This window comes from Pseudomonas sp. Pseusp9 (assembly GCF_059491265.1).
In genome coordinates this window covers 2,610,018-2,634,331 of record NZ_CP168500.1, presented here as the reverse complement: position 1 = coordinate 2,634,331, position 24,314 = coordinate 2,610,018, and the positions used below count along the sequence as shown (strand labels likewise).

Below are 24,314 nucleotides of genomic sequence, written 5' to 3'. Positions count from 1 at the left end.
TTATTCAATGTTCCAGTGATAACCGGTCTAAACAGCCGCATTGCGTCGGCGTGTGCAGTCCCAGGAGGGGTTCATGTCCTTCAAAGTCATGATGGTGTTCGGCACGCGTCCGGAGGCCATCAAGATGGCACCACTGGCGCGCGTTCTGCGTAGCTGGCCCGGTATCGACCTGAACATCTGCTCCACCGGCCAGCACCGGGAAATGCTCAAACAAGTGCTCGATTCGTTCGAACTGACGGTCGACGAAGATTTGCAAGTGATGACCCAGGGCCAGACCCTCAACGGACTCTCCGAACAACTGCTGGGGCATCTCGACAAAGCCTACGAGCAAGTGCAGCCGGATATCGTGCTGGTACACGGCGACACCACCACCAGTTTCATTGCCGCCCTTGCCGCCTTCAATCGCCAGTTGCCCATCGGCCATGTCGAGGCCGGATTGCGTACCGGCAACCTGCGCGCACCCTGGCCGGAGGAAGCCAACCGGCACCTGACCGGCGTTATCGCCGACCTGCATTTCGCACCGACCACCAAGAGCGAAGACAACCTGCTGCGCGAAGGTGTGCCCAAGGCCAACATCGAAGTGACCGGTAACACGGTGATCGACGCCCTGGTGTGGATGCGCGACCACCAACAGGCAACCCAGTGGCACCCGGCCGCCGACTCGGCACTTGCCGTGCTCGATGACAACCGGCGCATGGTGCTGATCACCGGGCATCGCCGGGAGAACTTCGGCGGCGGTTTCCGCCAGATCTGCCTGGCGTTGGCCACCCTCGCCCAACGCTATCCCGACGTGCAGTTCGTCTACCCGGTGCACCTCAATCCGCAGGTGCAAAACGCGGTGTACAGCGTGCTCTCGGACAAGCCCAACATCTATCTGGTGGCACCACAGGACTACCAGCATTTCGTCTGGCTGATGGGCCGCGCGCACTTCATCCTCAGCGACTCCGGCGGCATCCAGGAGGAAGCCCCGGCCATCGGCAAACCGCTGCTGGTGCTGCGCGATGTCACTGAACGGCCTTCGGTGCTGGAAGGCGGGACGGTGCTGCTGGTGGGCACCGATACCGACCGGATCGTCAAGGAGTCCAGCCTGTTGCTCGATGACGAAGCCACGTACCAGCGCATGAGTCGAATCCACAGCCCGTACGGCGACGGGCATGCCAGCGAGCGTATCGCCAATCGTCTCGGGGTCTGGCTCAAACATCGCGCGGCCTCGGGAAAAGCCGTATGAGCCTGGAGTGGGTCGACTTCTTTGCCTATGTGTTGTTCGGTCTCAAATACCTCGCCATTATCCTGGCCCTGCTGATGTTCATACTCGGGCTCGATGACCTGTTCATCGACCTGGTGTACTGGACCCGCAAACTGATCCGACGCTGGCGGATCTATGAAAAATTCGAGCGCGCCGATGAGGAGCGGTTGTACACCATCGGCGAAAAGCCACTGGCGATCATGGTGCCGGCGTGGAACGAAGTCGGCGTGGTCGGCGAAATGGCGCGCCTGGCCGCCTCGACCATCGACTACGAGAACTATCAGATTTTCGTTGGCACCTACCCCAACGACGCCGAGACCCAGGCCGACGTCGATGCGGTGTGCCTGCACTACCCCAACGTGCACAAAGTGGTGTGCGCGCGCCCCGGCCCGACCAGCAAGGCGGACTGCCTGAACAACGTGATCGACGCCATCCTGCGCTTTGAAAACGATGCGAAAATCCAGTTCGCCGGCTTCATCCTGCACGATGCCGAGGACGTGATTTCGCCCATGGAATTGCGTCTGTTCAACTACCTGCTACCGGCCAAGGACCTGATCCAGATTCCGGTCTACCCCTACGCCCCGGAATGGAAAGGCTTCACCGCCGGGCACTACGTCGACGAGTTTGCCGAGAACCACGGCAAGGATGTCATCGTGCGCGAGGCATTGACCGGGCAAGTGCCCAGCGCCGGAGTCGGCACCTGTTTCAGCCGCAAGGCCATCAGTGCGCTGCTCGTAGACGGTGACGGTATTGCCTTCGACGTGCAGAGCCTCACCGAAGACTACGACATCGGCTTTCGCCTCAAGCAAAAAGGCATGAAGTGCATCTTCGCCCGCTATTCGGTGACCGACCCGAAACTGGCGCTGGAACAGCCATGGGTGTTCGGCATGAACCGCGCCTTCTCCCAGGTGATCTGCGTGCGCGAGCACTTTCCCCGGGACTTGCAACACGCGATCCGGCAGAAGTCGCGCTGGATTGTCGGCATCGTGTTCCAGGGCACCAAGAACCTCGGCTGGAGCCCCAAGGGCCTGCTCAACTACTTCCTGTGGCGAGATCGTCGCGGCTTGATCGCGTACCTGTTGAGCTTCCTGGTCAATCTGCTGTTTCTGGTGCTGCTGGCGATGTGGTTGGTGACGGTGATTTCACCCAATGCCTGGCGTTATCCGTCGATCCTTGCCGACAGTTCATTGCTGGCGACCTTGCTGTGGCTCAATGGCCTGATGCTGCTCAATCGGCTGTTCCAGCGCGGTTGGTTCGTCACTCGTTATTACGGTCTGGGCGAAGGGCTGTTGTCCGCCCCCCGGATGATGTGGAGCAACTTCGTCAACTTCTTCGCCAACCTGCGGGCGTTGCGCCAGGTCATGGAAATGGGCGATTCACGTCGCGTGGCCTGGGATAAAACCACCCACGAATTCCCCGCATTGACCCAGGCCCAGCGCACCCCGCTGGGGCATCGGCTGGTGGAAAAAGGACTGCTGACCGAGGAACAACTGCAAGCGGCGGTGACCAACCCGGTGCGCCGACGCCTGGGTCGGGAATTGCTACTGCGCGGGCACATCGACACCACGCAACTGGTGCAGATCCTGGCCGAACAACTGGACCTGGAATGGGCCCCGCTCAACCCGTTCAAGCTCGACAAGCGCCTGATCGATACCGTGCCGCGCAAGATCGCCACGCACTACGGGGTGCTACCGGTTGCCGAGGAAGGCGACACACTGGTGCTGGCCTCCGAAGGCCCGGTGAGCCAGGTGTCCCAAGGCGCAATCAGCCGTCAGCTCAAACGCCCGGTACGTTGCCGCCTCGCACCCCAGGGCCGGGTGACCCTGGGGATTCGCTACTGGTACGCCAGCCCTCGTCAAAGCGAGGAAGTGCGCCAGATGCTCGGGGTGCTTGAGCGGCATCAGGACGATGAAAGCCTGCTCGAACGTGTCAGCCATCATCAGGTGCTGCTGGGCAATTTGTTGCAAGTGCGCGGCATGGTCCCGGCAACCTTGTTCAATCAGGCATTGATCGACTTCGATGCGGAAAAAATGTCCCTGGGCGAACACCTGATCGATCGCGGCATGATCACCCGGGCGGTTCTCGAACAGGCCCTGGCCGATCAGTCCAGTGAACAGCAAGCCGCCTACCGCATTGCCAGAGAGGTCGCATGAAGCCCATCCCCCGTCAGACTCTGCTGGTCGGCGGCCTGCTGTTCAGCCTGTGCACGGTGGCGTGGGTCCAGGCCGAACCGTTGACCGACTTCGAGCAGTTTCGCAGCTTCCCTTACATGGACCGCAGTTACCGCGAAGCGAAAAAAGGCAACTGGAAGGAAGTCGAACGGCTGATGCGCCACCTGTTGAGCAAAGTGCCAAAAAACGAAGAGGCACAGGCCCTGCTCGTGCAATCGCTGGTCAAACAGCGACGCTACAACGACGCCGTGCAGGCACTGCCCGACACTCCGGCCAACAGCGAAGCCCTGCTCAACCTGCGCCTGACCTGGATAGAACAGGATCCGCCGGGTAGCGAACAGGTGGAACAGTGGATCGCCGGCAGCGACCTCACTCATCGCATCCGTTTGTGGCAGGCCTACAGCCTGAGCCTGGCCAGGTACGGCGGCGCGGCCAAAGCCCATGACTGGCTGGCGCAACTGGCGCCCAAAGGTGACGCACGCCTGCTGCATCTGGCGCGTGCCAATTGGTCCGAACAGTTGCGCGATTGGGACGGCACCATCAAAGAGCTGGCGCCCCTGGCCGCGAACAAACAACTCGATACCCAAGGCTGGCAACGCCTGGCCAACGCCTACGTGCAACGCCTCGACGAACAACCCCTGCAGCAATTGCTGCAGACAGCGCCAAGCCCGGAAGCGGCGCGCAAGGCTCGACTGGCCATGGTCGACCGGGCGATTGCCATGGGCCACATCCAGCTGGCAGAGCGCTGGATGCAGTCGCTGCCACCTGCCGACCTTGCCGATCCGGCGCAACGCCAGCGTCTGTGGGAACTGGCGCGGCAGACCGGCGACAGCGCCACAGTGCAACGCCTGAGCGCCGAGTTGCAGCGGCCCTGCCTGGAGACGGTCGACTGGCTTTCGCGCCATGATCCGCAAACCGCGCTGACCCAGTTGAAAAGTTGCCAACCCGAAGAGGATCCGCAGGCCTGGCTGATCCTCGCCCAGCGCCTGCAAGCCACCGAACTGCTGCAAGCGACACGCCTGCCGGAACCCTGGGACTCGCGACGCCGCGAACGTCTGCTCGACGTCTGGCAGGATGAGGGCCGCAGTGACGAAGTCATGGATTACCTTGCCAGCCAGCCGCAGACCGCCGACGTGGTCAAACGCCGCGCCGAGCTGCTCCAGGCATCGGGTCGCAACCGTGAAGCGGCGGCCCTCTGGGAGCGGCACTACCAGCAGACCGGCAACCTCAAATCGCTCGATCAGGCCACCTATCTGGCATTGAATGCCGGCCAACGGGAACAGGCGCAACAGTTGCTCGAAACGGCCTACGACCGCCACGCAGGCAAGCTGCCGCCCCCCCTGCTGCAACGGTTGGCGGGGTTGTATGCCGCGTCCACCCCCACCGCGGCACAACAGCAGCGCATCGTTTCGTTGCTCAACCGCGTCGACCCCGCCACTCGCGGGCAACTGTTGGCGCAACTGGCGGAAAACGGCCAGTGCGACGCCGTTCAACAGGTGATTGGCGATCACCCGCAAGCCGCGGGAGACTACCGAGCCCTTGGTCGTTGTGCGATGCCGGAGCGCCCCGGTGAAGCGGTGGTGTATTACCAGGCCGCCGAAAAACTGGGTGATCGAAACAGTCGCCTGCCACTCGCTTACGCCCTGGAAGCTGCCGGCGACTCGGCGGGTGCCCTGGCCATCTGGCGCAGCTTTCCGGATGCCGAACTCAGCGACAATGCCCGACTCACCGCCAGTCGCGGAGCCCTGAATATCGGCGACACGCAAACGGCCGAACGGTATTGGCAAGCCAGCCACACCCGCGGCGCCAACGAGTGGGCGTTGGGCGCGGCAATTGCCGATGCCCGGGGCGATCACACGCTCGCGCTGCAGCGCCAGCGTTCCGCCCTGCAACTGGCACCGGATGCCGAGCACTTCTATGCTGCCTCGGTCACGGCGCAAAAGGCCGGCGACCTGCAACAAAGTACCGAATGGCTGGCCGAAGCCGTGCGCCGCGATCCGGCCAATCCCCGCTATCGTGCCGACTACGGCGTGCGCCTGGCCGGTGCTGGCACCAAGGCAGAACGCACCCGCGCCATCCCCTATCTGCAACGTGCGACCCAGGACTTCCCGGAGGACTATCGCCTTGGCGAAACCCTGGCCTGGCGTTATGACGAGGTCGAAGACAGCGCCTCGGCGCGCAAAGAACTGGAACGCGTGATCGACCTGGAGCAGAACCCGGTGGCCGCCGACGACGAGGATGGCAGCATGGAGGCGCGACGCTATCGCCAGCGTCGCGCCCATGAAAGCCTGTCCCGTCGCGACTCCGTCACCATCGCCAGCACCTGGTCACCGGCCGGGGTATCGACCAACGACATCCTGCGCCCCGACGACAGCACCGGCACGCAACGTCGCTCCAGCTCGCAGAACGTGCAACTGGCCATGTGGGACCACGCGCTAGGTGAAGAACCCAGCCGCGCCGGCAGCACGTTGTCGGTCTACGGCCGCGTGCTGCTCGGTGGCGTAGGCTGGTCGAGCTATGCCGAATCCCTCGGCACCGGCGTCGGTCTGCGCTACAAGCCCTGGGGCACCGCCAACATCAACTTCTACGGCGAGATCTACAAACAAAGCCAGTTCGATGATGAAGACAACCACGGCCTGAGCCTTGGGCAGATGCTGGTTCCGGAAAAACTGTCCGATCAGGTCGGCGATCATCGTCAGGACGGCCACACCTCTACCGACTATCTACTGCGTACAACGGCCTCGTTCCTTGACCAGGGGCGATTCCGCAATGATTGGCGGGTCGATGAAAGCGATTGGGAAGAACGCTTCCTCTACCTTGACGCGGCATGGTGGACCAAGGCCGGCGACCATCAATGGCTGTCGCGCTTCCAGCAAGGGCACACCTGGAAGCTGCCGTTCAACGGCGCACAAACCGTCATGCCATACGGTTTTCTTGAGTTTTCCAGCCAGGACCCGAGCAACGACTGGCGCCAGGATCTGCGCACCGGGCTCGGCTTGCGTTGGCAATGGTGGTTCAACGATGACCTCTACAACGCCTACCGCGCACACCTGTCGGTACGCACCGAGTATCAGCAATGGCTGGGCGGCAATCTGTATGAAGGCGGCAACGGTGTGCTGCTGGGCGTGGAGTTGAATTTCTGATGAGGCGATTCCTATTGGTTGTGTGCCTGTTGCTGGGTGGGGTGGCGAGCCATGCGGACGAGCGGATTTTCTATCAGCCGCTCAATGCCGATGCCAGCCTGAGCCAGGCGCAATGGCAGCGAATCTGGCAGGACACCGCCCGCCAAGGTGCGCACACGGTGATCGTGCAGTGGACGGCCTACGGCGATTCGGACTTCGGCGGTGCCAACGGCTGGCTCGCGGGCAGCCTGAAACTGGCCCAGGCCCAAGGCTTGAAACTGGTGCTGGGGCTGCGCATGGACCCGGCCTATTACCAGCGCATCGACGCGTTGGACAGCGCCGGGCTGGCAATGTACTGGCAGACGCAGCTGGGGCTATCGCTGACCCAGCAGCAGAAGCTGCGCAAAGACTGGAAACTCCCGGTCAGCGGCTGGTACTTGCCCATGGAGCTGGATGACCTGCACTTTCTGCCGCTGGATCGCCGGCAAACGTTGCAACGCCAGCTCAAGGACTTTTCCGCAAAACTCGACGCACCTTTGCACATCAGCGTATTCAACGTCGGCAAACTCGCGCCGCAAGTCAACGGTCAATGGCTGGGCGAGGTGGCGAACGCCGGTATTCAGGTGTGGTGGCAGGACGGCGCCGGCACCGCACGTTTGCCGCCCTTGATTCGCAGCGACTACGCCAGTGCGCTGCCCTGCTCCATCGGCATCGTCAGGGAAGCCTTCCGGCAAGTCAGCGCGGCCGGGCAACCCTTCCGTGCCGAACCGATGCCCCCCCAATCGACATCGCCGGGTTGCCACCCGACATCGGTTTTCTCCCTGCGCTACCGTCCGTGGGGCAAGGTAATCCTCGACAACCAGCACAACAGCAAGGTCGGCGATGTATAAAACCATTGAAGATGAAGTGCTGAAAAAAGCGGCACCCGCTGAGCTTGAAGCTGAATTTCTCCAGCATGAATTTGAACGGCTACGCACCTTTTGCGTATTGATCTACATCGCCAGCATTGCGATCTGGGTTGTTTACGACCTGATCCTCAGTTTCATCGGCGGACTGCCGTTTACCTGGCGTTCACTGGTGTTTATCGGTGTCTTCTCGATACTGGTCGTCATCCTGCTGTTGATCCGCGATGCCCGGCACTTCCAGAAGCTGAACCTGCTGTTTGTATTCACCATTGCATTCGGCACGCGGCTGCTGACCGAAGGGCTGTCCGGCGATCACCAACCCGCCTGGCTATTGCTGGCGGCTTCGACCACCCTGTTCACTGCCTCGGTATTACCGCTGAGCCGCTGGTCTTACTTTGCCGCGCAATTCGTCACCTGGTCGTTTCTCAATCCCTTCTACCACACCGGTATTGAACTGATGGAGCTGAGGGATGTGATGGCCATCAGTTACTCGACATTTATCTGCGGCCTGACCCTCTACAGCTTCCTGACCCTGCGCAGGGCCAAGCTCTACAACTTCATCATGTTCAAGCTGCTGCTGGACCAGGCCTACGTCGACACGCTCACCGAAATTCCCAACCGCCGCTCGTTCATGACCCACGCCAGCCAACAGTTGAATAATGTGCCGCGGGAAAACGACCACTACCTGGCGATGGTCGATATCGACAATTTCAAGAAGGTCAACGATGTCTATGGCCATGACATCGGCGACGAAGTGCTCAAGCGCATCGCCCAGAACATCAAATCGGTGATGTCGCACTACGAATATGCGCGGTTGGGCGGCGAAGAGTTCGCGATTTACCTGGCCGGCGTGCGCCGTGAAGACGTCGAGGCGTTGGCAGGCAAATTGTGTCAAGTGGTGCGCGAGCAACCCGCCCGACATCCGGTAACCATCAGCATCGGCCTGGCCCGGGTGCTCGATGGCGACACGCTGAACCAGGCGCTGATCAAGGCCGATGAAGCCCTGTATGAGTCAAAGCATACCGGGAAGGATCGGTATACGTTTCATCAATGAACTGATCTATCCCACCCTACGCACAGAGCTTTTCTCACCGGTATCGAACGCGGTATGACCCATTGAAAAACGATCTGTCCAAACCCGAAACAACTGATCACTACTGTCAATTATGATAGTAGATGCTTGAGACATGCGAGGAGATACTGGCGCCGTAACTTACTGTTGAAACCAAAAGGACTTGAACATGAATACGGCCAAAACTTTACTTTTTTGCGCGACACTGGGAATGGGTTTAATCGGTTGCAACGTTTATCAGGACGCGACTGCTTCAACGGTCCGCGAAGAGTGCAGCGACCTGATCAACAAGAAATTCATTGGCCAGAATGGCCCGGAAGTTTGCATCACGACACCGCTTTCTAAAAGTGACACATCCATCTCCGGGACTATCGTTGGGACCACAGCAACAGGCCCTTTCCTGGTAACGGCGTTAACCAGCGATGGGGTCATCTTGAAGGAGGTAACCACAGGGTCTGACCGTAACTTCACGATGACTCAATTGAATCTGCTAGACCTGCCAGGCAAGGGCATTTCATTTTCGGTGTATGTAACTGGTATCAGCTCACAGCCTACCAAACTGGTCATTGGCCAGGAGCCGCCCTCGACATGTTCTCGTGGCACTCCAGACTATCCGCTATGTGGTACTTACCCGGGCGCAATCTTTTTTCCGATAAAAACATCCATCACCACTATTCTCAAAGTTCCGTCGCCCGAGTTATACGGCGGAGCGTCGCTACTTCCATACCAAATGGGCCTGAACCGTATTTATTGGAAGGCAGACCGAATTATCAACTTTTTTTCATACGTTCCAGCTCCGGCAAAGCCAGGGGACGAACTAACAGCGTACGCAACCAATCGAAACGACGACTCATTTGCCTACCCGGTCAAGCAGACTGTTCTTCCAGGTCAACCTTAACACTGACCTGACCTAGTGCTTGAATGATGTCATCACCCGCTCGGCATTTTCATCACAGGACATACCATCCGGTTTGTCCTTAATGGTGTCGATCCACCCCAGCAATTGCGCCTTGCTGTGCGCCAGGTGCCGTTGCATCTCTTCGATCTGCTCGATCTTGCGATGCAGGCCGGCCATCAACTCATCGTGCTTGAACGCGCCCGTCAGATTATCCGGCAGTAACTGCTTGAGTTCTTCCAGGCTGAACCCGGCTTGTTGCGCACACTGGATGATTTGCAGGGTTTGCAACGCCTGTTGCGAGTAACGCCGGTAACCATTGGCCGAACGCTCGACCTGCCGGATCAATCCCTGAGACTCGTAAAAACGGATGCGTGAGGCGGTCAACCCGCTCAACTGTGCCAATTCACCAATCTTCATAGGGATCTCATTTACCTGCTTGACATTAAAGTTAACTTTAAGCTTAGCCTCTACTCATCACTACGAGGAGTCAAGCATGTCGCCCTTCCAAACCTTGAATTTGCCCAACGGCCAGACCATCGGTAATCGCATTGCCAAAGCCGCGATGGAAGAGAACCTCGCCAACACCGATCAGGTGCCCGACCAGGCGCTGTTGCGCCTGTACCAGGCCTGGGCCGAAGGCGAAGCCGGCTTGTTGCTGACCGGCAATGTGATGATCGACCGCCGCGCCATGACCGGCCCCGGTGGAGTAGCGCTGGAGGACGAGCGTCATCTGCAACGTTTTCGCCAGTGGGCCATTGTCGGCCGGGCTGGCGGTGCGCACTTCTGGATGCAACTCAACCACCCAGGCCGTCAGACCATGGCCAACCTTGGCCAGCAAGCCCTGGCGCCGTCGGCGGTGGCCCTGGATCTCGGCCAGTTCTCGAAGATGTTCGCCGAACCCAGACCCATGAGCGAGGACGACATACAGGAGGTGATCCGACGCTTCGCCACCAGCGCCGCACTGGCGGAGAAAGCCGGTTTTACCGGTGTGCAGATCCACGCCGCCCACGGCTACCTGATCAGCCAGTTCCTTTCGCCGATCACCAATCGGCGCACCGATCATTGGGGTGGTTCGCTGGAAAATCGTGCGCGCCTGCTGTTGTCCGTCGTCGAGGCGGTTCGCCAGGCGGTGTCGCCGCAATTTTGTGTGTCGGTAAAGCTCAATTCAGCGGATTTCCAGCGCGGTGGTTTCGATGCCGATGATGCACGGCAGGTGATCCAGTGGCTCAACGAGCAACCGATCGATCTGCTGGAACTCTCCGGCGGCAGTTACGAAGCACCGGCCATGCAAGGCGAAGCGCGCGACGGCCGGACCCTGGCACGGGAGGCGTACTTTCTGGAAATGGCCGGTGAGCTGGCCAGCGTGGCGCGGATGCCGGTGATGGTAACCGGCGGGATCCGGCGCCTGGCAATCGTCCAACAGGTCCTCGACAGCGGCCTGGCCATGGCCGGTATCGGCACCGCCCTGGCCGTGGAACCGCAATTGGTCAAGCTCTGGCGTGAAGGCCAGGACAGCCATCCGCAACTGCCGCCGATCCGCTGGAAGCGCAAACCCCTGGCGGTGCTGGCGAGCATGGCGGTGGTCAAGTTCCAGCTGCATCGCTTGAGCCGCGGGCGCAAAACCCGACCCAATGTTTCGGCGCTATGGGCGTTGATTCTCGACCAGCTGTACATTGGCAAGCGGACCCGGCAGTACCGGCAGGCGATGGGCAAGTAATTCAAGTTCGAGGTTGGCTGGTATACCGTCTTCGCGAGCAGGCTCGCTCCCACAGAGATCTATCGGGCGGTCACAAAATTTGTGTTCAGCCCGGATCAATTGTAGGAGCGAGCCTGCTCGCGAAGAGGCCGGAACTGCCAGACAGATCTCAGCCCGGAAGCAGCTCGTCGATATGCCGGTACACCGATTGCAACTGCGCAGCCAGCAACTTGCTGCGCCCAAGCCGGATCGGCCCGCGCTCGATGTCGATCAACAGTCCCGGACACTCCAGCGGCAGCAGCAGCGGCCAGTCTTTCAGTCGGCCATCGGTCACCAACAACAACCGCTGCTGCTCGGCCGGAAAGCGTTTTTGCCGTGTGGCAAGCCATCGCCCCGCTTCGCTCAATGCCGCCAGCAACGGCGTGCCGCCACCCGCACCGAGGCCATCGAGCCAATGGCGCAATCCCGTGGAAGCCTTCAGTCCCTGCACCTGCCACTTGGGTACGGAACCGCTGGCCGTGAGCAGGGCCAGGCGTGCACGCTGGCGATAGGCATCGTCGAACAACTGCGCCAGCAAGCCCTTGGCATCGCTCAATGCCTGATGACGGCGGGTCGATGCGGAGGCATCAACGATCACCAGCCACAGTTCATGGGGCGAGCGAGTACGCAGGTGAAACAACAGATCGTCGCGCTGGCGCGGCCGGCCATTGAGCAATGTGCCGGGCCAGTTGACCGAACCACTGCGGGCGGCGTGACGCTTGCCTTGTTTGCCGTGGTCCAGCCGCCCGGCTCGGGGTCTGGCATTCGCCCCCGCGACAGATCGGGGGCGAATGCCTAGGGCTTTTTTGGCCAGACCGGCACTTCACGTCGGGCGCCGACCGCCAACGGCTGGGCAGGCAATTCGCCCCACTGGCCCTGCCCTTCGCTCGGGTTGGCGTTCTGCGGTGCAGTGGATTGCGGCGCGTGGGATGGCTGAGGCGCCGCAGGTGAATGCTCGCGACGGCGATGGCGCAAGGCGAACTCGGCGACTGCGTCGATATCTTCCTCGGCGATGGCATTTGCCCCCCGCCAGGCGGCGTGAGCCCGTGCGGCACGCAGCCAGACCAGATCGGCGCGCAAACCATCGACGCCAGCGGCAAAGCAGCGTTCGGTGATGGATGCCAGTGCCTGGTCGTCGAGGGGAATGCTTGCCAGGGCGTTGCGCGCGTTCTGGCAACGTTCGCGCAAAGATGCCTGCGCCGATTCCCATTCGGCGCAGAAACCGTGCGGATCGCTGTCGAAATCCAGGCGACGGCGAATGATCTGGCCACGTTCGATCGGCGCGGTCTGACCACCGAGGGCGACGTTCAGGCCGAATCGGTCGAGCAATTGCGGACGCAGCTCTCCCTCTTCCGGGTTCATGGTGCCAATCAGCACGAACTTCGCCGAATGGCGATGAGAAATGCCATCACGTTCGACCAGATTGGTGCCGCTGGCGGCCACATCGAGCAGCAGATCCACGAGGTGATCAGGCAGCAGATTGACCTCGTCGACGTAGAGCACGCCGCCGTCAGCCCGGGCCAGAACGCCGGGTGAAAACTGCGCGCGACCTTCGCCCAGCGCCACGTCGAGATCGAGGGTACCAACCAGGCGTTCCTCGGTGGCACCCAATGGCAATGTGACGAACTGACCGCTGGCCAGCAGGTCCGCCAGACCACGGGCCAGGGTCGACTTGGCCATGCCCCGCGGGCCTTCGATCAGTACACCGCCGATTTTCGGATCAATGGCGGTCAGGTACAGGGCCAGCTTCAAATCGTCGGCGCCGACCACGGCGGAGAGGGGAAAATGCGGGGTGTAGGTCATGTTCAATACTCGGTCATGGTCGGTGAACCATCTACAAAACTTACAGCTGCCTACATACCTGTGGGAGCGAGCCTGCTCGCGATGAGGCCATCACATCCACCATCATCGTTGGCTGACAAATCGCCTTCGCGAGCAGGCTCGCTCCCACAGGATATGCGGTGATCAACTGTCTTCTTCTATGTCCAGCAACAAATTTTCCAGCGCCTCGCGGTACTCGCCCGGGTCCTTCCACATGCCGCGTTGTTGCGCCTCGAGCATGCGTTCAGTCATATCTCGCAAGGCATGGGGATTGTGTTCGCGAACAAAATCCCGGGTGTCCGGGTCGAGCAAATAGGCATCGGCCAGCAACGCGTACTGGTGATCATCGATCAACTGCGTGGTGGCATCGAAGGCGAACAGATTGTCGACTGTCGCAGCCATTTCGAACGCACCTTTGTAGCCATGACGCTTGACGCCTTCGAGCCACTTCGGATTGGCCGCCCGGGAGCGGATCACCCGGTTCAGCTCTTCCTTCAAGGTGCGGATCTTCGGCAGGTCCGGCTGGCTGTGATCGCCATGATAACTGGCCGCCGCCTCGCCCTTCAGGCTTTCCACCGCCGCGAGCATGCCGCCCTGGAACTGGTAGTAATCGTTGGAATCGAGCAGATCGTGCTCGCGGTTATCCTGGTTTTGCAGCACCGCCTGTACCTGGCTCAGCCGCTGGCTGAACTGTTCACGAGCGACGGTGCCTTCGTCCGCACCACCGTAAGCGTAGCCACCCCAGTTGAGGTAAACCTCGGCCAGGTCCTCGCGGGTCTGCCACAGCCGACCGTCGATGGCGCCCTGCACGCCTGCGCCGTAGGCACCGGGTTTGGCCCCGAAAATTCGCCAGCCGGCCTGACGGCGCGCGGCCTCTTCATCGAGCCCTGCCTGCAACAAGGCTGCACGCTCGGCGCGCACCTTGGCCGCCAGCGGGTTGAGGTCGTCCGGCTCATCCAGGTCGGCGACTGCTTGCACCGACGCGTCGAACAAGCGAATCAGATTGGCGAAGGCATCACGGAAGAAACCGGACACACGCAAGGTCACGTCCACCCGCGGACGGTCAAGTAAACTCAAGGGCAGAATCTCGAAGTCATCGACCCGCTGACTGCCGGTCGCCCAGACCGGACGCACCCCCATCAACGCCATCGCCTGGGCGATGTCATCGCCGCCTGTGCGCATGGTCGCAGTGCCCCACACCGACAGGCCGAGCTGGCGCAAATGATCGCCGTGGTCTTGCAGGTGCCGGTCGAGAATCAGGTTGGCCGACTGAAAACCGATGCGCCACGCCGTGGTGGTCGGCAGGTTGCGCACGTCCACCGAGTAAAAGTTGCGCCCGGTGGGCAGCACGTCCAGACGACCGCGACTCGGCGCACCGCTGGGGCCGGCCGGAACGAAGCGACCGCTCAGGGCATCGAGCAAACCGCGCATTTCTGCCGGGCCGCAGGCGTCCAGTCTTGGCGCGACCACTTCGCGCAGGCTGTCGAGGATGACATTCACCTCAGCCCAACCCGCCTCCTGTAGGAGCGAGCCTGCTCGCGATGGTGTGTCAGCCACATGGGTGTCGACTGACACACCATCGCGAGCAGGCTCGCTCCTACAGGGGGCAGCTAATGCCTGCAAGATCAGTTGTGAGGCGAACAGCTCGAGGCGTTCGCGGGTATCACCGGCGGTGCGCCACAGTTCAGTGCTGATCGACAACAAGGCCTCTGGCCGAGGCCCGGTCCACGGCTCGGCCAGCGCACAATCGAGCGGATCGAACCCCAGTTCGAAAGCCTTGGCCAACGCCCGCAGCAGGCTCGATTGCGCACCACGGCCATCGCCCCGGGGAATGCGCAGCAACGCCAGCAAGGTATCGATACGCAAACGCCCGGTGGGCGACTCGCCGAATACATGCAGGCCGTCGCGGATCTGCGACTCTTTCAAGTCGCACAGGTAAGTGTCCAGGCGCGGCAACCAGATCGCTGCGTCGGCATCGCTGTCGAGTTGCTCGTCCAGTTGCAGTTCACGGTCGATGTGCGTGTCGCGCACCAGTTGCAGGATGTCGCGCTGCAACTCTCGGGCGCGGCGCGGATCGAGCAACTGCGCTTCGTAATACTCGTCCGCCAACAGTTCGAGGTTGCGCAGCGGGCCGTAGGTTTCGGCACGGGTCAGCGGTGGCATCAAGTGATCGATGATGACCGCCTGGGTCCGCCGCTTGGCCTGGGCACCTTCGCCCGGGTCGTTGACGATGAACGGATAGACGTTCGGCAACGGCCCGAGCAGTGCATCCGGCCAGCAGCATTCCGAGAGCCCGACGCCCTTGCCCGGCAGCCATTCGAGGTTGCCGTGCTTGCCGACGTGGATCACGCCGTGGGCGCCGTAGGTGTTGCGCAGCCAGAAGTAAAACGCCAGGTAACCGTGGGGCGGTACCAGGTCCGGGTCGTGGTACACCGCGCTCGGGTCGACCTGATAACCCCGGGCCGGTTGAATGCCGACGAAGGTCAGGCCAAAACGCAGCCCGGCGATCATCATCCGTCCACTGCGACACATCGGGTCGTTTTCCGGCGCGCCCCAACGTTCGAGCACCGCTGCGCGGTTGGCTTCGGGCAGTGCGTTGAACATCGTCAGGTAGTCGTCCATGGCCAGGCTTTGCTGGCACGGACGCTGATCGATCGTGTCGAGATCATTGCTGACACCACCGAGTAATTGCTGGATCAAATCAGTGCCGTTATCCGGCAATTCGGCCGGCAGCGGGTAACCTTCCTGATGGAGCGCACGCAGGATGTTCAACGCCGCCGCCGGGGTGTCGAGGCCCACTCCATTGCCGATTCGACCATCACGGGTCGGGTAGTTGGCGAGGATCAGGGCGATGCGTTTTTCAGTATTGGGCACCCGCGCCAGATCGACCCAGCGCCGCGCCAGTTCGGCAACGAAATCCATGCGTTCCGGCTGAGGCCGGTAGCAGACCACGTCCGATTGACTGCGCTCACTGCGCCACGCCAGGTCCTTGAAGCTGATCGGGCGGCTGATGATGCGCCCGTCCAGTTCCGGCAAGGCAATGTGCATCGCCAAGTCCCGAGGACCAAGCCCCTGTTCACTGGCGCGCCAACCCGGTTCGTTGTCCTGGGCGCAAATCGCCTGGATCACCGGAATATTGCGGCGAAACGGCCGCAGATGCGGTGCTTCCGGGCTGGACTGGGCGAAGCCGGTGGTGTTCAGAATCACCGAGACGCAGGCCTCGTCTAGCCAGTCCTCGACCACGCCAAGGCAGCCGGGCTCTTTCAGGCTCGCCAGCGCAATCGGCAACGGATTCAACCCCGCTGCCTGCAAACGCTGGCAAAAAACATCAATGAAAGCGGTGTTCGCCGCCTGCAAATGCGAGCGGTAAAACAGCACCGCCGCCACGGGTTGACCGGCTTGCCAGTCGGCCTGCCAGTCGCTCAGTGCGGCAGAGTGTTTTTGCGGATGATAAATCGCCGTGCGTGGCAGGGTTTGCGGTTCGCCCCAGGTGTAATCACGCGCCAGCCAGCGGTTGGCCAGGCAGCGGAAGAAATCCAGGGCATTGCCCATGCCGCCCTGACGCAGGAACTGCCAGAGTCGGTCGCGATCCTCCACGCCCACAGTGCTCAGGTCACTCAGCTCCGGGTCCGGGCGATCATCGCCCGGCACCAGAATGACCTGCACGCCGCGCTGCGACAGTTCGACCAGACGCTCGATGCCGTAACGCCAATAGGCGATGCCGCCGTGCAGTGAAATCAGGATCACCTTGGCGTGACGCAGCACTTCGTCGACGTACAAATCGACCGAGGCATGGTTCTGCACCTGCATCGGGTTGGCCAGGCGCACGCTCGGGTAATCGTCGGGCAGCTGCTGCGCCGCTTCGGCAAGCAGCGCCAGGCTGGAATCGCCACTGCACAGGACCACCAGCTCGGCGGGGGTTTGTCCAAGGTCGGCGATGTTGTCATCCGACACGAAACCGCCGGGCTGGGTCCTGAGCAGGTGCATGGCTTACACGCTGAGCGCGGCGCGCAATTGCGCTTCGAGTACGGCGGCGTCCAGTTCCTGGCCGATCAGCACCAGGCGGGTGATGCGTGCTTCTTCAGCACCCCATTGACGGTCGAAGTGCTTGTCGAAACGCGTGCCCACACCCTGGATCAGCAGGCGCATCGGTTTGTTCGGCACGGCGGCGAAGCCTTTGACGCGCAGGATGCCGTGCTGGACCACCAATTGGGTCAGCGCGTCCATCAGCAGGCTTTCGTCGGCTTGCGGCAGTTCGATGGAAATCGAATCGAAGGCGTCGTGATCGTGGTCATCATGATCATCGTCGCCATCGTGATGATGGTCGTGGTGGCTGTGGCGGCTGTCGATGTGTTCTTCGGAGCCGGCACCGAGGCCGATCAGCACGTCCAGCGGCAGGCGGCCGCTGCTGGCTTCGACGATTTTCACCGCTGGCGGCAACTCTTCGGCGACTTCCAGGCGCACGCGGGCCAGGTCTGCCGGGTTGATCAGGTCGGTCTTGTTGAGGATCACCAGGTCGGCGCTGGCCAGTTGGTCAGCGAACAGTTCATGCAGCGGCGATTCGTGGTCCAGGTTCGGGTCGAGTTTGCGCTGGGCGTCGACCTGATCCGGGAACGCGGCAAAGGTGCCGGCAGCCACGGCCGGGCTGTCGACCACGGTGATCACCGCATCCACGGTGCAGGCGCTGCGGATTTCCGGCCACTGGAAGGCTTGCACCAGCGGCTTTGGCAGGGCCAGGCCGGAGGTTTCGATGAGGATGTGGTCGAGATCGCCGCGACGGGCCACCAATTCACGCATCACCGGGAAGAATTCTTCCTGGACGGTGCAGCACAGGCAGCCATTGGCCAGCTCATAGACACGGCCGCTGGCTTCTTCTTCGGTGCAACCGATCGAGCACTGCTTGAGGATTTCGCCATCAATGCCCAATTCACCGAATTCGTTGACGATCACCGCGATGCGACGACCTTGGGCGTTGTCGAGCATGTGCCGCAGCAGTGTGGTTTTACCCGAGCCGAGAAAGCCGGTAACGATGGTGACAGGGAGTTTGGCCAGTGTTTTCATCGGATGCCCTATGGCTAAGGTGGCGGGCATACGGGACGACGACCGGCAACGCGCACGCGTTGCCTGATGAGTTCGCCACCGGATCACCCCGCCCGGTTGAATGTGAGAATCTGTGTCGAGGCAGGTCTCCTGGCTGACGGTGCGCCGGCGTTGAGCCTGGCATTCGCTGCGCCTTCCCGCCGGCCTCATGGATTGAGACAGCAGTGGCGTGGCAACGAACATCACCGTTCACAGTTGCGGGGGCAGCCGCGGCATCGACCGCGTTCCCTTCTTAGCTTCGACAAACGCCGAAGAACCTCGAAAGCGCAAGGCTACGCATGGTATTGGGGCGGGTCAATGTTCAAGTGAGAACCCCTGCCAATTGACGCCCAACCCCCGCCCATGCTCTCCTACACGCCTTGTTACGGGTGCCCTTCACAGGGTGAAACGGGAAACCGGTGAATCATGTGCTTTACTTCAAAGCCATGTCAGTCCGGTGCTGCCCCCGCAACGGTAAGCGAGCGAAGCATCAGATCCACTGTGCCATCACGGCATGGGAAGGTGATGCTTGCTGGATCAGGCGGAAGCCTGCGCCCCTCGTGAGCCCGGAGACCGGCCCGCAACACAAAGTGACCAGAACGTTCACTGAAACAACAATCCCGCGGTGGGCGGGCGCTGTTTGAAACGCTGCGCGCCTGGACGTGCAGGTTTTTGCATGCGCTCTCATTCCCCGCTGACAGACCAGAGGGAAACGCCATGTCGATCATCAGCAGCACCGGCCATACTACAACCAGCACCACTTCTACCCTGGCTCAACGCTTGACCGCCGCCGTCTGCGCGTCGATCCTCGGCGCGTGCCTGGTGTATTTCGCCGGTTTCTCGCACATCGAAGCGGTGCACAACGCCGCCCACGATACCCGTCACAGCTCCGCGTTCCCGTGCCATTGAGACCTGCCAATATGATCAAGCGTATTGCGCAAACCGCAGGTTTCACCGGGCTGCTGGCCGCCCTGTTGCTGACCCTGCTGCAAAGTTTCTGGGTCGCGCCCCTGATTCTGCAGGCCGAAACCTACGAAAAAGCCGAACCGGCCGCTGTTGAAATGCATGAACATGCCGACGGTGCGATGGCTGCCCACACTCACGACACCGAAGCCTGGGAGCCGGAAGATGGCTGGCAGCGCGTGCTGTCGACCACCGGCGGCAACCTGGTGGTGGCGGTCGGTTTTGCCCTGATGCTGGCCGGCCTCTACACCTTGCGCGCGCCGACCAGAACCGCCCAGGGTCTGCTCTGGGGCCTGGCCGGTTATGCGACATTCGTGCTCGCGCCCACCCTCGGCCTGCCACCTGAATTGCCCGGCACTGCCGCAGCCGACCTGGCACAACGGCAACTGTGGTGGGTCGGCACCGCCGCCTCCACCGCCGTCGGTATCGCCCTGATCGTATTCAGCCGTCACTGGCTGATGAAAATCCTCGGCGCGGCGATCCTCGCCGTTCCTCATGTGATTGGCGCACCACAACCGCAAGTGCATTCGATGCTCGCTCCCGAGGCACTGGAAGCCCAGTTCAAGATCGCTTCGCAACTGACCAACATGGCGTTCTGGCTGGCCCTGGGCCTGATCAGCGCCTGGTTGTTCCGTCGCAAAAGCGATGGCCAATACCACGCATGACAGATGCTGGCACAGCGCCGACCCTGGTGGTCGGCCTGGGCTGCCAGCGGGGCTGCCCCGTCAGCACGTTGCGGGCACTGCTCGACCAGGCGTTGGCGGCGCATCAAATCCCGTTGCATGAAATCAAGGCCCTGGCCAGCATCGACCAGAAACGCGACGAACCGGCACTGATCGAGTTGGCGACGCAACTTGGCCTGGAATTGATGTACTTCAGCAGCGAACAACTGGCCGTTTATGAGGCGCAACTCAGTCATCAATCGCAAATAGCGTTTGAACGCACCGGTTGCTATGGCGTGGCGGAAAGCGCCGCACTGGCCTTGGCCGAACAACTGGCCCAGGCTCCGGCAAAACTGGTGATTCCACGACAAAAATATGCCCAGGCAACACTGGCATTGGCCGGCGCCGCCTGAAATCCCCGATAATCCCCGCCATCGATCATGAACATTCTTCATCTGAAGCCCTGTTCAGCCCCTTTTTTCCCACAGGAACCGACCATGACCGTCTACTTTATTGGCGCAGGTCCCGGCGACCCCGAACTGATTACCGTCAAGGGCCAGCGCCTGATTCGCAGCTGCCCGGTGATCATTTATGCCGGTTCTCTGGTGCCTGCCGCCGTGCTCGAAGGTCATTGTGCCGAACAGGTGGTCAACAGCGCCGAACTGCATCTGGAACAGATCATCGACCTGATCAGGGCTGCCCACGCCAAAGGTCTGGATGTTGCCCGGGTACACTCCGGCGATCCGAGCCTGTATGGCGCCATTGGCGAGCAGATTCGCTATCTGCGTGAGCTGGGCATCGCGTTCGAAATCGTACCGGGCGTGACCGCCACAGCCGCTTGTGCAGCGCTTTTGGGGGCTGAGCTGACACTGCCGGACATTTCACAGAGTGTAATCCTGACGCGTTACGCCGACAAAACCGCCATGCCCCCCGGAGAGGAATTCTCCAGCCTGGCGCAGCACGGCGCGACCATGGCGATTCATTTGGGGGTCAGTCACCTGTCGAAGATCGTTGAGGAGCTCCTGCCGTATTACGGCGCCGACTGCCCGATAGCGGTGGTGCACCGCGCAAGCTGGCCGGATCAGGATTGGGTGACGGGAACGCTTGAGGATATTGCCGGGAAGGTTGCAGCCAAAGGGTTTCGGCGCACGGCGTTGATTCTGGTGGGTCGGGTGCTGGGCAGTGACCACTTCAGCGAGTCATCGCTGTATCGCGCGGGGCATGCGCATCTCTACAGGCCATAGGTCCCCTTCGCGGGCAAGCCCGCTCCCACAGGTTTCGAGTCGGTCACAGTACTGCAGCCTACACAAAATCTTGTGGGAGCGGGCTTGCCCGCGAAGGGGCCACTGAATTCACCCCATAAAAAAACGGCGCTCACGGGGCGCCGTTTTTTCAATTCGCAGCGAACACCTTAGTAGTAGGCGTTTTCTTTCTGCGTGTGGTCGGTCACGTCGCGAACGCCCTTGAGCTCGGGAATGCGCTCGAGCAAGGTGCGCTCGATGCCTTCCTTCAGCGTCACGTCGGCCTGGCCGCAGCCCTGGCAACCACCGCCGAACTGCAGGACGGCGATGCCGTCTTCGACCACGTCGATCAGGCTGACCTGGCCGCCGTGGCTGGCCAGCCCCGGGTTGATCTCGGTTTGCAGGTAGTAGTTGATGCGCTCGTTGACCGGGCTGTCGGCGTTGACCATCGGCACCTTGGCGTTTGGCGCCTTGATGGTCAGCTGGCCGCCCATGCGGTCGGTGGCGTAGTCGACAACGGCATCGTCCAGGAAAGCTTCGCTGAAGTGGTCGATGTACGCGGTGAAGCTTTTCAGCCCCAGAGCGGTGTCTTCAGGTTTCTCTTCGCCCGGCTTGCAGTAGGCAATGCAGGTTTCGGCGTACTGGGTGCCAGGCTGGGTGATGAAGACGCGGATACCGATGCCCGGGGTGTTCTGCTTGGAGAGCAGATCAGCCAGATAATCGTGGGCGGCGTCAGTGATGGTAATAGCGGTCATGGAAACTCCTCGCAGGCTTGGGCGCAGTTTACGCCAATCGACGCGCCGGACAAAGTCCCAGTATTTTTGTCGGGAAAGATTCCGACAATTCCCCTGGTTTTCTGTAGGAGCGAGCCTGCTCGCGATGGTCGCCAACGATAACGCGCACTCCCGGATTTACGCGGAGCACTCAAGACCATCGCGAGCAAGCTCGCTCCTACAAGGGGATTTGTGGTGTTTCAGAGGTTCTCGTAGCGGTTCATGTCCAGCACGCCCTCTTCCACCGGATCGGTTTCGTGGATATAGCGGCTCAGGTCATGGAAATAAACCCAGAATTGCGGATGACTGCGGCGTATCCCCCAGCGTTCGACGATTTTTTCGAAGCTGTCGGTATCCTTGGCGTTCTCCATCGCATCCACAAACGCCGGCACTTGCCCGGCCGGGATGTTGAACATGAAGTTCGGGTAGCTGCTGAGCACGCCCGGGAAAATCGTCAGGGTGTCGAGACCCGGCTGATAGCGCAGCGATTCGCCGAGCAGGAACGCGACGTTACTGTGGGCACGGTTGCGCAGCAGGCTGTAGACCTCGCGTTTGCCGCCAGGGGTTTCGATGCGCAGCAGGGTCGCTTCCGGCAGTTGATCGATGACTTTGAGTCCCGCCGCCGGGCGCGAAGTCAGGCGGCTCAACGCCTGCTCGGCGCTTTGCAGGTCCGGATCGATGTTCGGCCGCGAGCAGTAGGCGCCATCACAGCGGTTGATCGGGTCGGGCCGGGCATTGAGATCGCCATAACGGGCCAGCAATTGTTGGGCGAAATCCCGCTTGGGATCCTGCGGATCAAGCTTCAGTGCTGTCGGCTTGTCATTGTCGATGGACTCGTAGTCCAGCCACATCTTGAATTTGCCACTATTCTGATACCAGTCGTCAAGGTAGCCATTCCGGGAATCGGCAGGCATCAGGCGCAGGAAATTTTGCTCGGCACCGTTGCGGATCAGGTCGAAATACAGGCGCGTCTGGGCCTGGTGGGACACGTTGCCGAACACATCGAAGTTCACGGCCAGTTGATAGTAGGTGCGCTCCAGCAGCGGATAGTCGAACAGCCACATCGTTTGCGGCACTTCGCCGATCAGGCCTTTAGTCACCGAAGCACTGTCGAAATGGCGGAAGATACTGAGCAACGCATTGTCGTTGCCGGCCCACAGTGTCGACCAGCTCGGCGCCGGCTGGTCGGCGTAGCTGTCCCGGCGCAAGGCTTCGTATTCATTACGCTTGTCGCGGTAGTCGTGCCACAGGCTGAGGACGCTGCCGACATCGTCGTTCTGCCCCGGCATGGCCAGCAACGGCGTAGCCTGACTACGATAATTGGGGTCGATGACGTAGAGGTCGTGCTCGGGCGCCTGGAACAGCGCCCAGAAGTTATCGCGGATCACGTCGGTGGCGATCTGGCCACGACACACCGGCCCACGGATAAACGTGCGCACAAAGTACTCGGCGTTATCGAGCATGAACTGATAGCGCGCCTGGGCCGGTATCGCTTCGAAGGTGGCAAACGGGTTGGCCCGGCTCTGCGGCCCATAGCCCGGCAATGCGTCGACCTGCCAGTTGCCGCTGTAGAACAGGCTCTTGACCCGCGCCAGCTTCACCGTACTCAGCGCATAGGTGATGTGGGTCTTGTGCACGATCACGCCCTGCACCGGCCACAAGCGGTAGAAAAACTGCGTGCCCGGATCATCGTTCGGGCGACGGGTGTTGATCAGGTCGATCGGCTGGCCGGTCGGGGTGCGCGAACGCACCCACTGGAAGAAATGCCCGGGCTCGCCATCCTTGAAGTAGAGGTGGGCGAGGAACCAGTGCTCGTACAGCCAGCGCCCCACCAGACTTTCCCGGGCGCCCGGCGAATTGAGCAGGTTTTCCCACTGGACCACTTGCCCGGCTTCCGTTGCGCTGGGGATCAGGCCCTGCTGGTCGATGGTTGCCCCTGCCGCCAGCCAGCGTTGCAGCGTCTGGTACTGCTGGTCGGTCAGGCCGGTCACTGCCAGCGGCATGCCCTCCTTCGGGTGCGCGGCGGCGTAAGCGCCGAACTCTGCGGGCATGGCGCAGATGTTTTCCCGGTTCAGGCCCAGGACGATATTTTCCGGCAGTTTGGCATTGGGCTGCAGCGGGGTCTTGTGGCCAAGTTCCAGCATCCGCGCCATCAATGCAGCCTGGCTGCCCTGGGCATCGAGTACCGAATAGAAGCCCTTTTGCTGCCAGGCCTGTTTGCCGGAGGCGTCATAGAACAGTCGGGTCGGTGCAACCGCCTGACGACGGTCACCGTCATAGACCGGGACTTTCGTCGCGCCACGCGCCGCGCCCTCACCACTGCCCAGGTTGAGCTGACAGGCGGCGTCGTTGCAGGCGTGGCAGGCCACGCACTTCTCAGTGAAGATCGGCTGAATATCACGGCTGTAGGAAATGGCAGAGGAATTCGCCGGACTTTGCGCCACGGCGCCCCAGCTTAAAAACAGCAGCAATGTGCCGATGACGAAGCGATACGACATGTCCCTGGTCCCGAATCCTGAAAAACGCCGCGATTCTACCGGTCTGTCATCCCTGCCAACATGAACGATATTCATGCAAAACCGAGTCATGCTCCAAAAGCGCACAGGTTTGCTATCATCCCGGCCCT

General features: G+C 61.4%; 18 protein-coding genes and 2 riboswitches. Of the genes, 11 read left to right on the top strand and 7 right to left on the bottom strand.

The genetic code is table 11. The annotated features are described in order from the left end of the window. Positions 1-73: 73 nt before the first annotated feature. The 6 genes from wecB (at position 74) to ACEN8E_RS11840 (ending at position 9,414) form a co-directional block, all read left to right on the top strand. On the top strand, positions 74-1,228 hold the full coding sequence (gene wecB, locus ACEN8E_RS11865) for a non-hydrolyzing UDP-N-acetylglucosamine 2-epimerase (RefSeq protein WP_495592770.1): 1,155 nt from the start codon (positions 74-76) through the stop codon (positions 1,226-1,228). After that, the gene (nfrB, locus tag ACEN8E_RS11860) at positions 1,225-3,399 is read left to right on the top strand and encodes a cyclic di-3',5'-guanylate-activated glycosyltransferase NfrB (protein ID WP_495592769.1); all 2,175 of its coding nucleotides are present in this window, start codon (positions 1,225-1,227) and stop codon (positions 3,397-3,399) included. The genes wecB and nfrB overlap by 4 nt, the downstream gene beginning before the upstream one ends. After that, a complete protein-coding gene (locus ACEN8E_RS11855; protein WP_495592768.1) occupies positions 3,396-6,560 on the top strand; it encodes an NfrA family protein in 3,165 nt (1,054 codons plus the stop codon). Before nfrB ends, ACEN8E_RS11855 begins: the two co-directional genes overlap by 4 nt. Further along, on the top strand, positions 6,560-7,429 hold the full coding sequence (locus ACEN8E_RS11850) for a DUF4434 family protein (protein WP_495592767.1): 870 nt from the start codon (positions 6,560-6,562) through the stop codon (positions 7,427-7,429). The genes ACEN8E_RS11855 and ACEN8E_RS11850 overlap by 1 nt, the downstream gene beginning before the upstream one ends. After that, complete coding sequence (locus tag ACEN8E_RS11845) at positions 7,422-8,498, top strand: GGDEF domain-containing protein (protein ID WP_495592766.1); 1,077 nt, start codon at positions 7,422-7,424, stop codon at positions 8,496-8,498. Before ACEN8E_RS11850 ends, ACEN8E_RS11845 begins: the two co-directional genes overlap by 8 nt. Before the next feature lie 187 nt (positions 8,499-8,685). Next, complete coding sequence (locus tag ACEN8E_RS11840; RefSeq protein ID WP_495592765.1) at positions 8,686-9,414, top strand: hypothetical protein; 729 nt, start codon at positions 8,686-8,688, stop codon at positions 9,412-9,414. A gap of 12 nt (positions 9,415-9,426) precedes the next feature. On the opposite strand, the gene ACEN8E_RS11835 is transcribed toward ACEN8E_RS11840, so the two are convergent. Next, entirely contained in the window at positions 9,427-9,831 is a 405-nt protein-coding gene (locus ACEN8E_RS11835) for a MerR family transcriptional regulator (RefSeq protein WP_495592764.1), read from the bottom strand. 76 nt (positions 9,832-9,907) lie between these two features. On the opposite strand from ACEN8E_RS11835, the gene ACEN8E_RS11830 reads away from it, so the two are divergent. Further along, positions 9,908-11,131, top strand: a complete 1,224-nt coding sequence (locus ACEN8E_RS11830; protein ID WP_495592763.1) for an NADH:flavin oxidoreductase/NADH oxidase family protein — start codon at positions 9,908-9,910, stop codon at positions 11,129-11,131. Between the two features lie 148 nt (positions 11,132-11,279). Here ACEN8E_RS11830 and ACEN8E_RS11825 read toward each other — a convergent pair whose 3' ends face one another. The 4 genes from ACEN8E_RS11825 to cobW form a co-directional block, all read right to left on the bottom strand. Beyond that, on the bottom strand, positions 11,280-11,825 hold the full coding sequence (locus ACEN8E_RS11825) for a vWA domain-containing protein (RefSeq protein ID WP_495592762.1): 546 nt from the start codon (positions 11,823-11,825) through the stop codon (positions 11,280-11,282). Positions 11,826-11,944: 119 nt separating this feature from the next. Next, on the bottom strand, positions 11,945-12,952 hold the full coding sequence (locus ACEN8E_RS11820; RefSeq protein ID WP_495592761.1) for a magnesium chelatase ATPase subunit I: 1,008 nt from the start codon (positions 12,950-12,952) through the stop codon (positions 11,945-11,947). Between the two features lie 162 nt (positions 12,953-13,114). Beyond that, positions 13,115-16,957, bottom strand: a complete 3,843-nt coding sequence (cobN, locus tag ACEN8E_RS11815; protein ID WP_495592760.1) for a cobaltochelatase subunit CobN — start codon at positions 16,955-16,957, stop codon at positions 13,115-13,117. A gap of 3 nt (positions 16,958-16,960) precedes the next feature. Then, positions 16,961-18,031, bottom strand: a complete 1,071-nt coding sequence (gene cobW, locus ACEN8E_RS11810; protein WP_495592759.1) for a cobalamin biosynthesis protein CobW — start codon at positions 18,029-18,031, stop codon at positions 16,961-16,963. Between the two features lie 102 nt (positions 18,032-18,133). Then, positions 18,134-18,346, bottom strand: a riboswitch (cobalamin riboswitch). A gap of 73 nt (positions 18,347-18,419) precedes the next feature. Continuing rightward, positions 18,420-18,645: riboswitch (cobalamin riboswitch) on the top strand. 121 nt (positions 18,646-18,766) lie between these two features. On the opposite strand from cobW, the gene ACEN8E_RS11805 reads away from it, so the two are divergent. From ACEN8E_RS11805 to cobM, 4 genes are all read left to right on the top strand, one after another. Next, a complete protein-coding gene (locus tag ACEN8E_RS11805; protein WP_413423532.1) occupies positions 18,767-18,958 on the top strand; it encodes a CbtB domain-containing protein in 192 nt (63 codons plus the stop codon). Between the two features lie 11 nt (positions 18,959-18,969). Beyond that, on the top strand, positions 18,970-19,677 hold the full coding sequence (locus ACEN8E_RS11800; RefSeq protein ID WP_495592758.1) for a CbtA family protein: 708 nt from the start codon (positions 18,970-18,972) through the stop codon (positions 19,675-19,677). Then, positions 19,674-20,087: a cobalamin biosynthesis protein gene (locus ACEN8E_RS11795; RefSeq protein ID WP_495592757.1), complete on the top strand. Its 414-nt coding sequence runs from the start codon at positions 19,674-19,676 to the stop codon at positions 20,085-20,087. Before ACEN8E_RS11800 ends, ACEN8E_RS11795 begins: the two co-directional genes overlap by 4 nt. 84 nt (positions 20,088-20,171) lie before the next feature. Next, a complete protein-coding gene (cobM, locus tag ACEN8E_RS11790; RefSeq protein WP_495592756.1) occupies positions 20,172-20,918 on the top strand; it encodes a precorrin-4 C(11)-methyltransferase in 747 nt (248 codons plus the stop codon). 167 nt (positions 20,919-21,085) lie between these two features. On the opposite strand, the gene nfuA is transcribed toward cobM, so the two are convergent. Both nfuA and ACEN8E_RS11780 read right to left on the bottom strand, forming a co-directional pair. Then, positions 21,086-21,670, bottom strand: coding sequence for a Fe-S biogenesis protein NfuA (nfuA, locus tag ACEN8E_RS11785; protein ID WP_007912592.1), 585 nt, complete (start codon positions 21,668-21,670; stop codon positions 21,086-21,088). A gap of 218 nt (positions 21,671-21,888) precedes the next feature. Beyond that, the gene (locus ACEN8E_RS11780; protein ID WP_495592755.1) at positions 21,889-24,186 is read right to left on the bottom strand and encodes a fatty acid cis/trans isomerase; all 2,298 of its coding nucleotides are present in this window, start codon (positions 24,184-24,186) and stop codon (positions 21,889-21,891) included. Positions 24,187-24,314: the final 128 nt, after the last annotated feature.

Coding starts and splice junctions, on each gene's coding strand:
- nfrB (WP_495592769.1), top strand. CDS start 1,225: ATGAGCCTGGAGTGGGTCGACTTCTTTGCCTATGTGTTGTTCGGTCTC.
- ACEN8E_RS11805 (WP_413423532.1), top strand. CDS start 18,767: ATGTCGATCATCAGCAGCACCGGCCATACTACAACCAGCACCACTTCT.
- nfuA (WP_007912592.1), bottom strand. CDS start 21,670: ATGACCGCTATTACCATCACTGACGCCGCCCACGATTATCTGGCTGAT.
- cobM (WP_495592756.1), top strand. CDS start 20,172: ATGACCGTCTACTTTATTGGCGCAGGTCCCGGCGACCCCGAACTGATT.
- ACEN8E_RS11795 (WP_495592757.1), top strand. CDS start 19,674: ATGACAGATGCTGGCACAGCGCCGACCCTGGTGGTCGGCCTGGGCTGC.
- ACEN8E_RS11835 (WP_495592764.1), bottom strand. CDS start 9,831: ATGAAGATTGGTGAATTGGCACAGTTGAGCGGGTTGACCGCCTCACGC.
- ACEN8E_RS11850 (WP_495592767.1), top strand. CDS start 6,560: ATGAGGCGATTCCTATTGGTTGTGTGCCTGTTGCTGGGTGGGGTGGCG.
- ACEN8E_RS11830 (WP_495592763.1), top strand. CDS start 9,908: ATGTCGCCCTTCCAAACCTTGAATTTGCCCAACGGCCAGACCATCGGT.
- cobN (WP_495592760.1), bottom strand. CDS start 16,957: ATGCACCTGCTCAGGACCCAGCCCGGCGGTTTCGTGTCGGATGACAAC.
- ACEN8E_RS11780 (WP_495592755.1), bottom strand. CDS start 24,186: ATGTCGTATCGCTTCGTCATCGGCACATTGCTGCTGTTTTTAAGCTGG.
- ACEN8E_RS11840 (WP_495592765.1), top strand. CDS start 8,686: ATGAATACGGCCAAAACTTTACTTTTTTGCGCGACACTGGGAATGGGT.
- cobW (WP_495592759.1), bottom strand. CDS start 18,031: ATGAAAACACTGGCCAAACTCCCTGTCACCATCGTTACCGGCTTTCTC.
- ACEN8E_RS11800 (WP_495592758.1), top strand. CDS start 18,970: ATGATCAAGCGTATTGCGCAAACCGCAGGTTTCACCGGGCTGCTGGCC.
- ACEN8E_RS11855 (WP_495592768.1), top strand. CDS start 3,396: ATGAAGCCCATCCCCCGTCAGACTCTGCTGGTCGGCGGCCTGCTGTTC.
- ACEN8E_RS11820 (WP_495592761.1), bottom strand. CDS start 12,952: ATGACCTACACCCCGCATTTTCCCCTCTCCGCCGTGGTCGGCGCCGAC.
- ACEN8E_RS11845 (WP_495592766.1), top strand. CDS start 7,422: ATGTATAAAACCATTGAAGATGAAGTGCTGAAAAAAGCGGCACCCGCT.
- wecB (WP_495592770.1), top strand. CDS start 74: ATGTCCTTCAAAGTCATGATGGTGTTCGGCACGCGTCCGGAGGCCATC.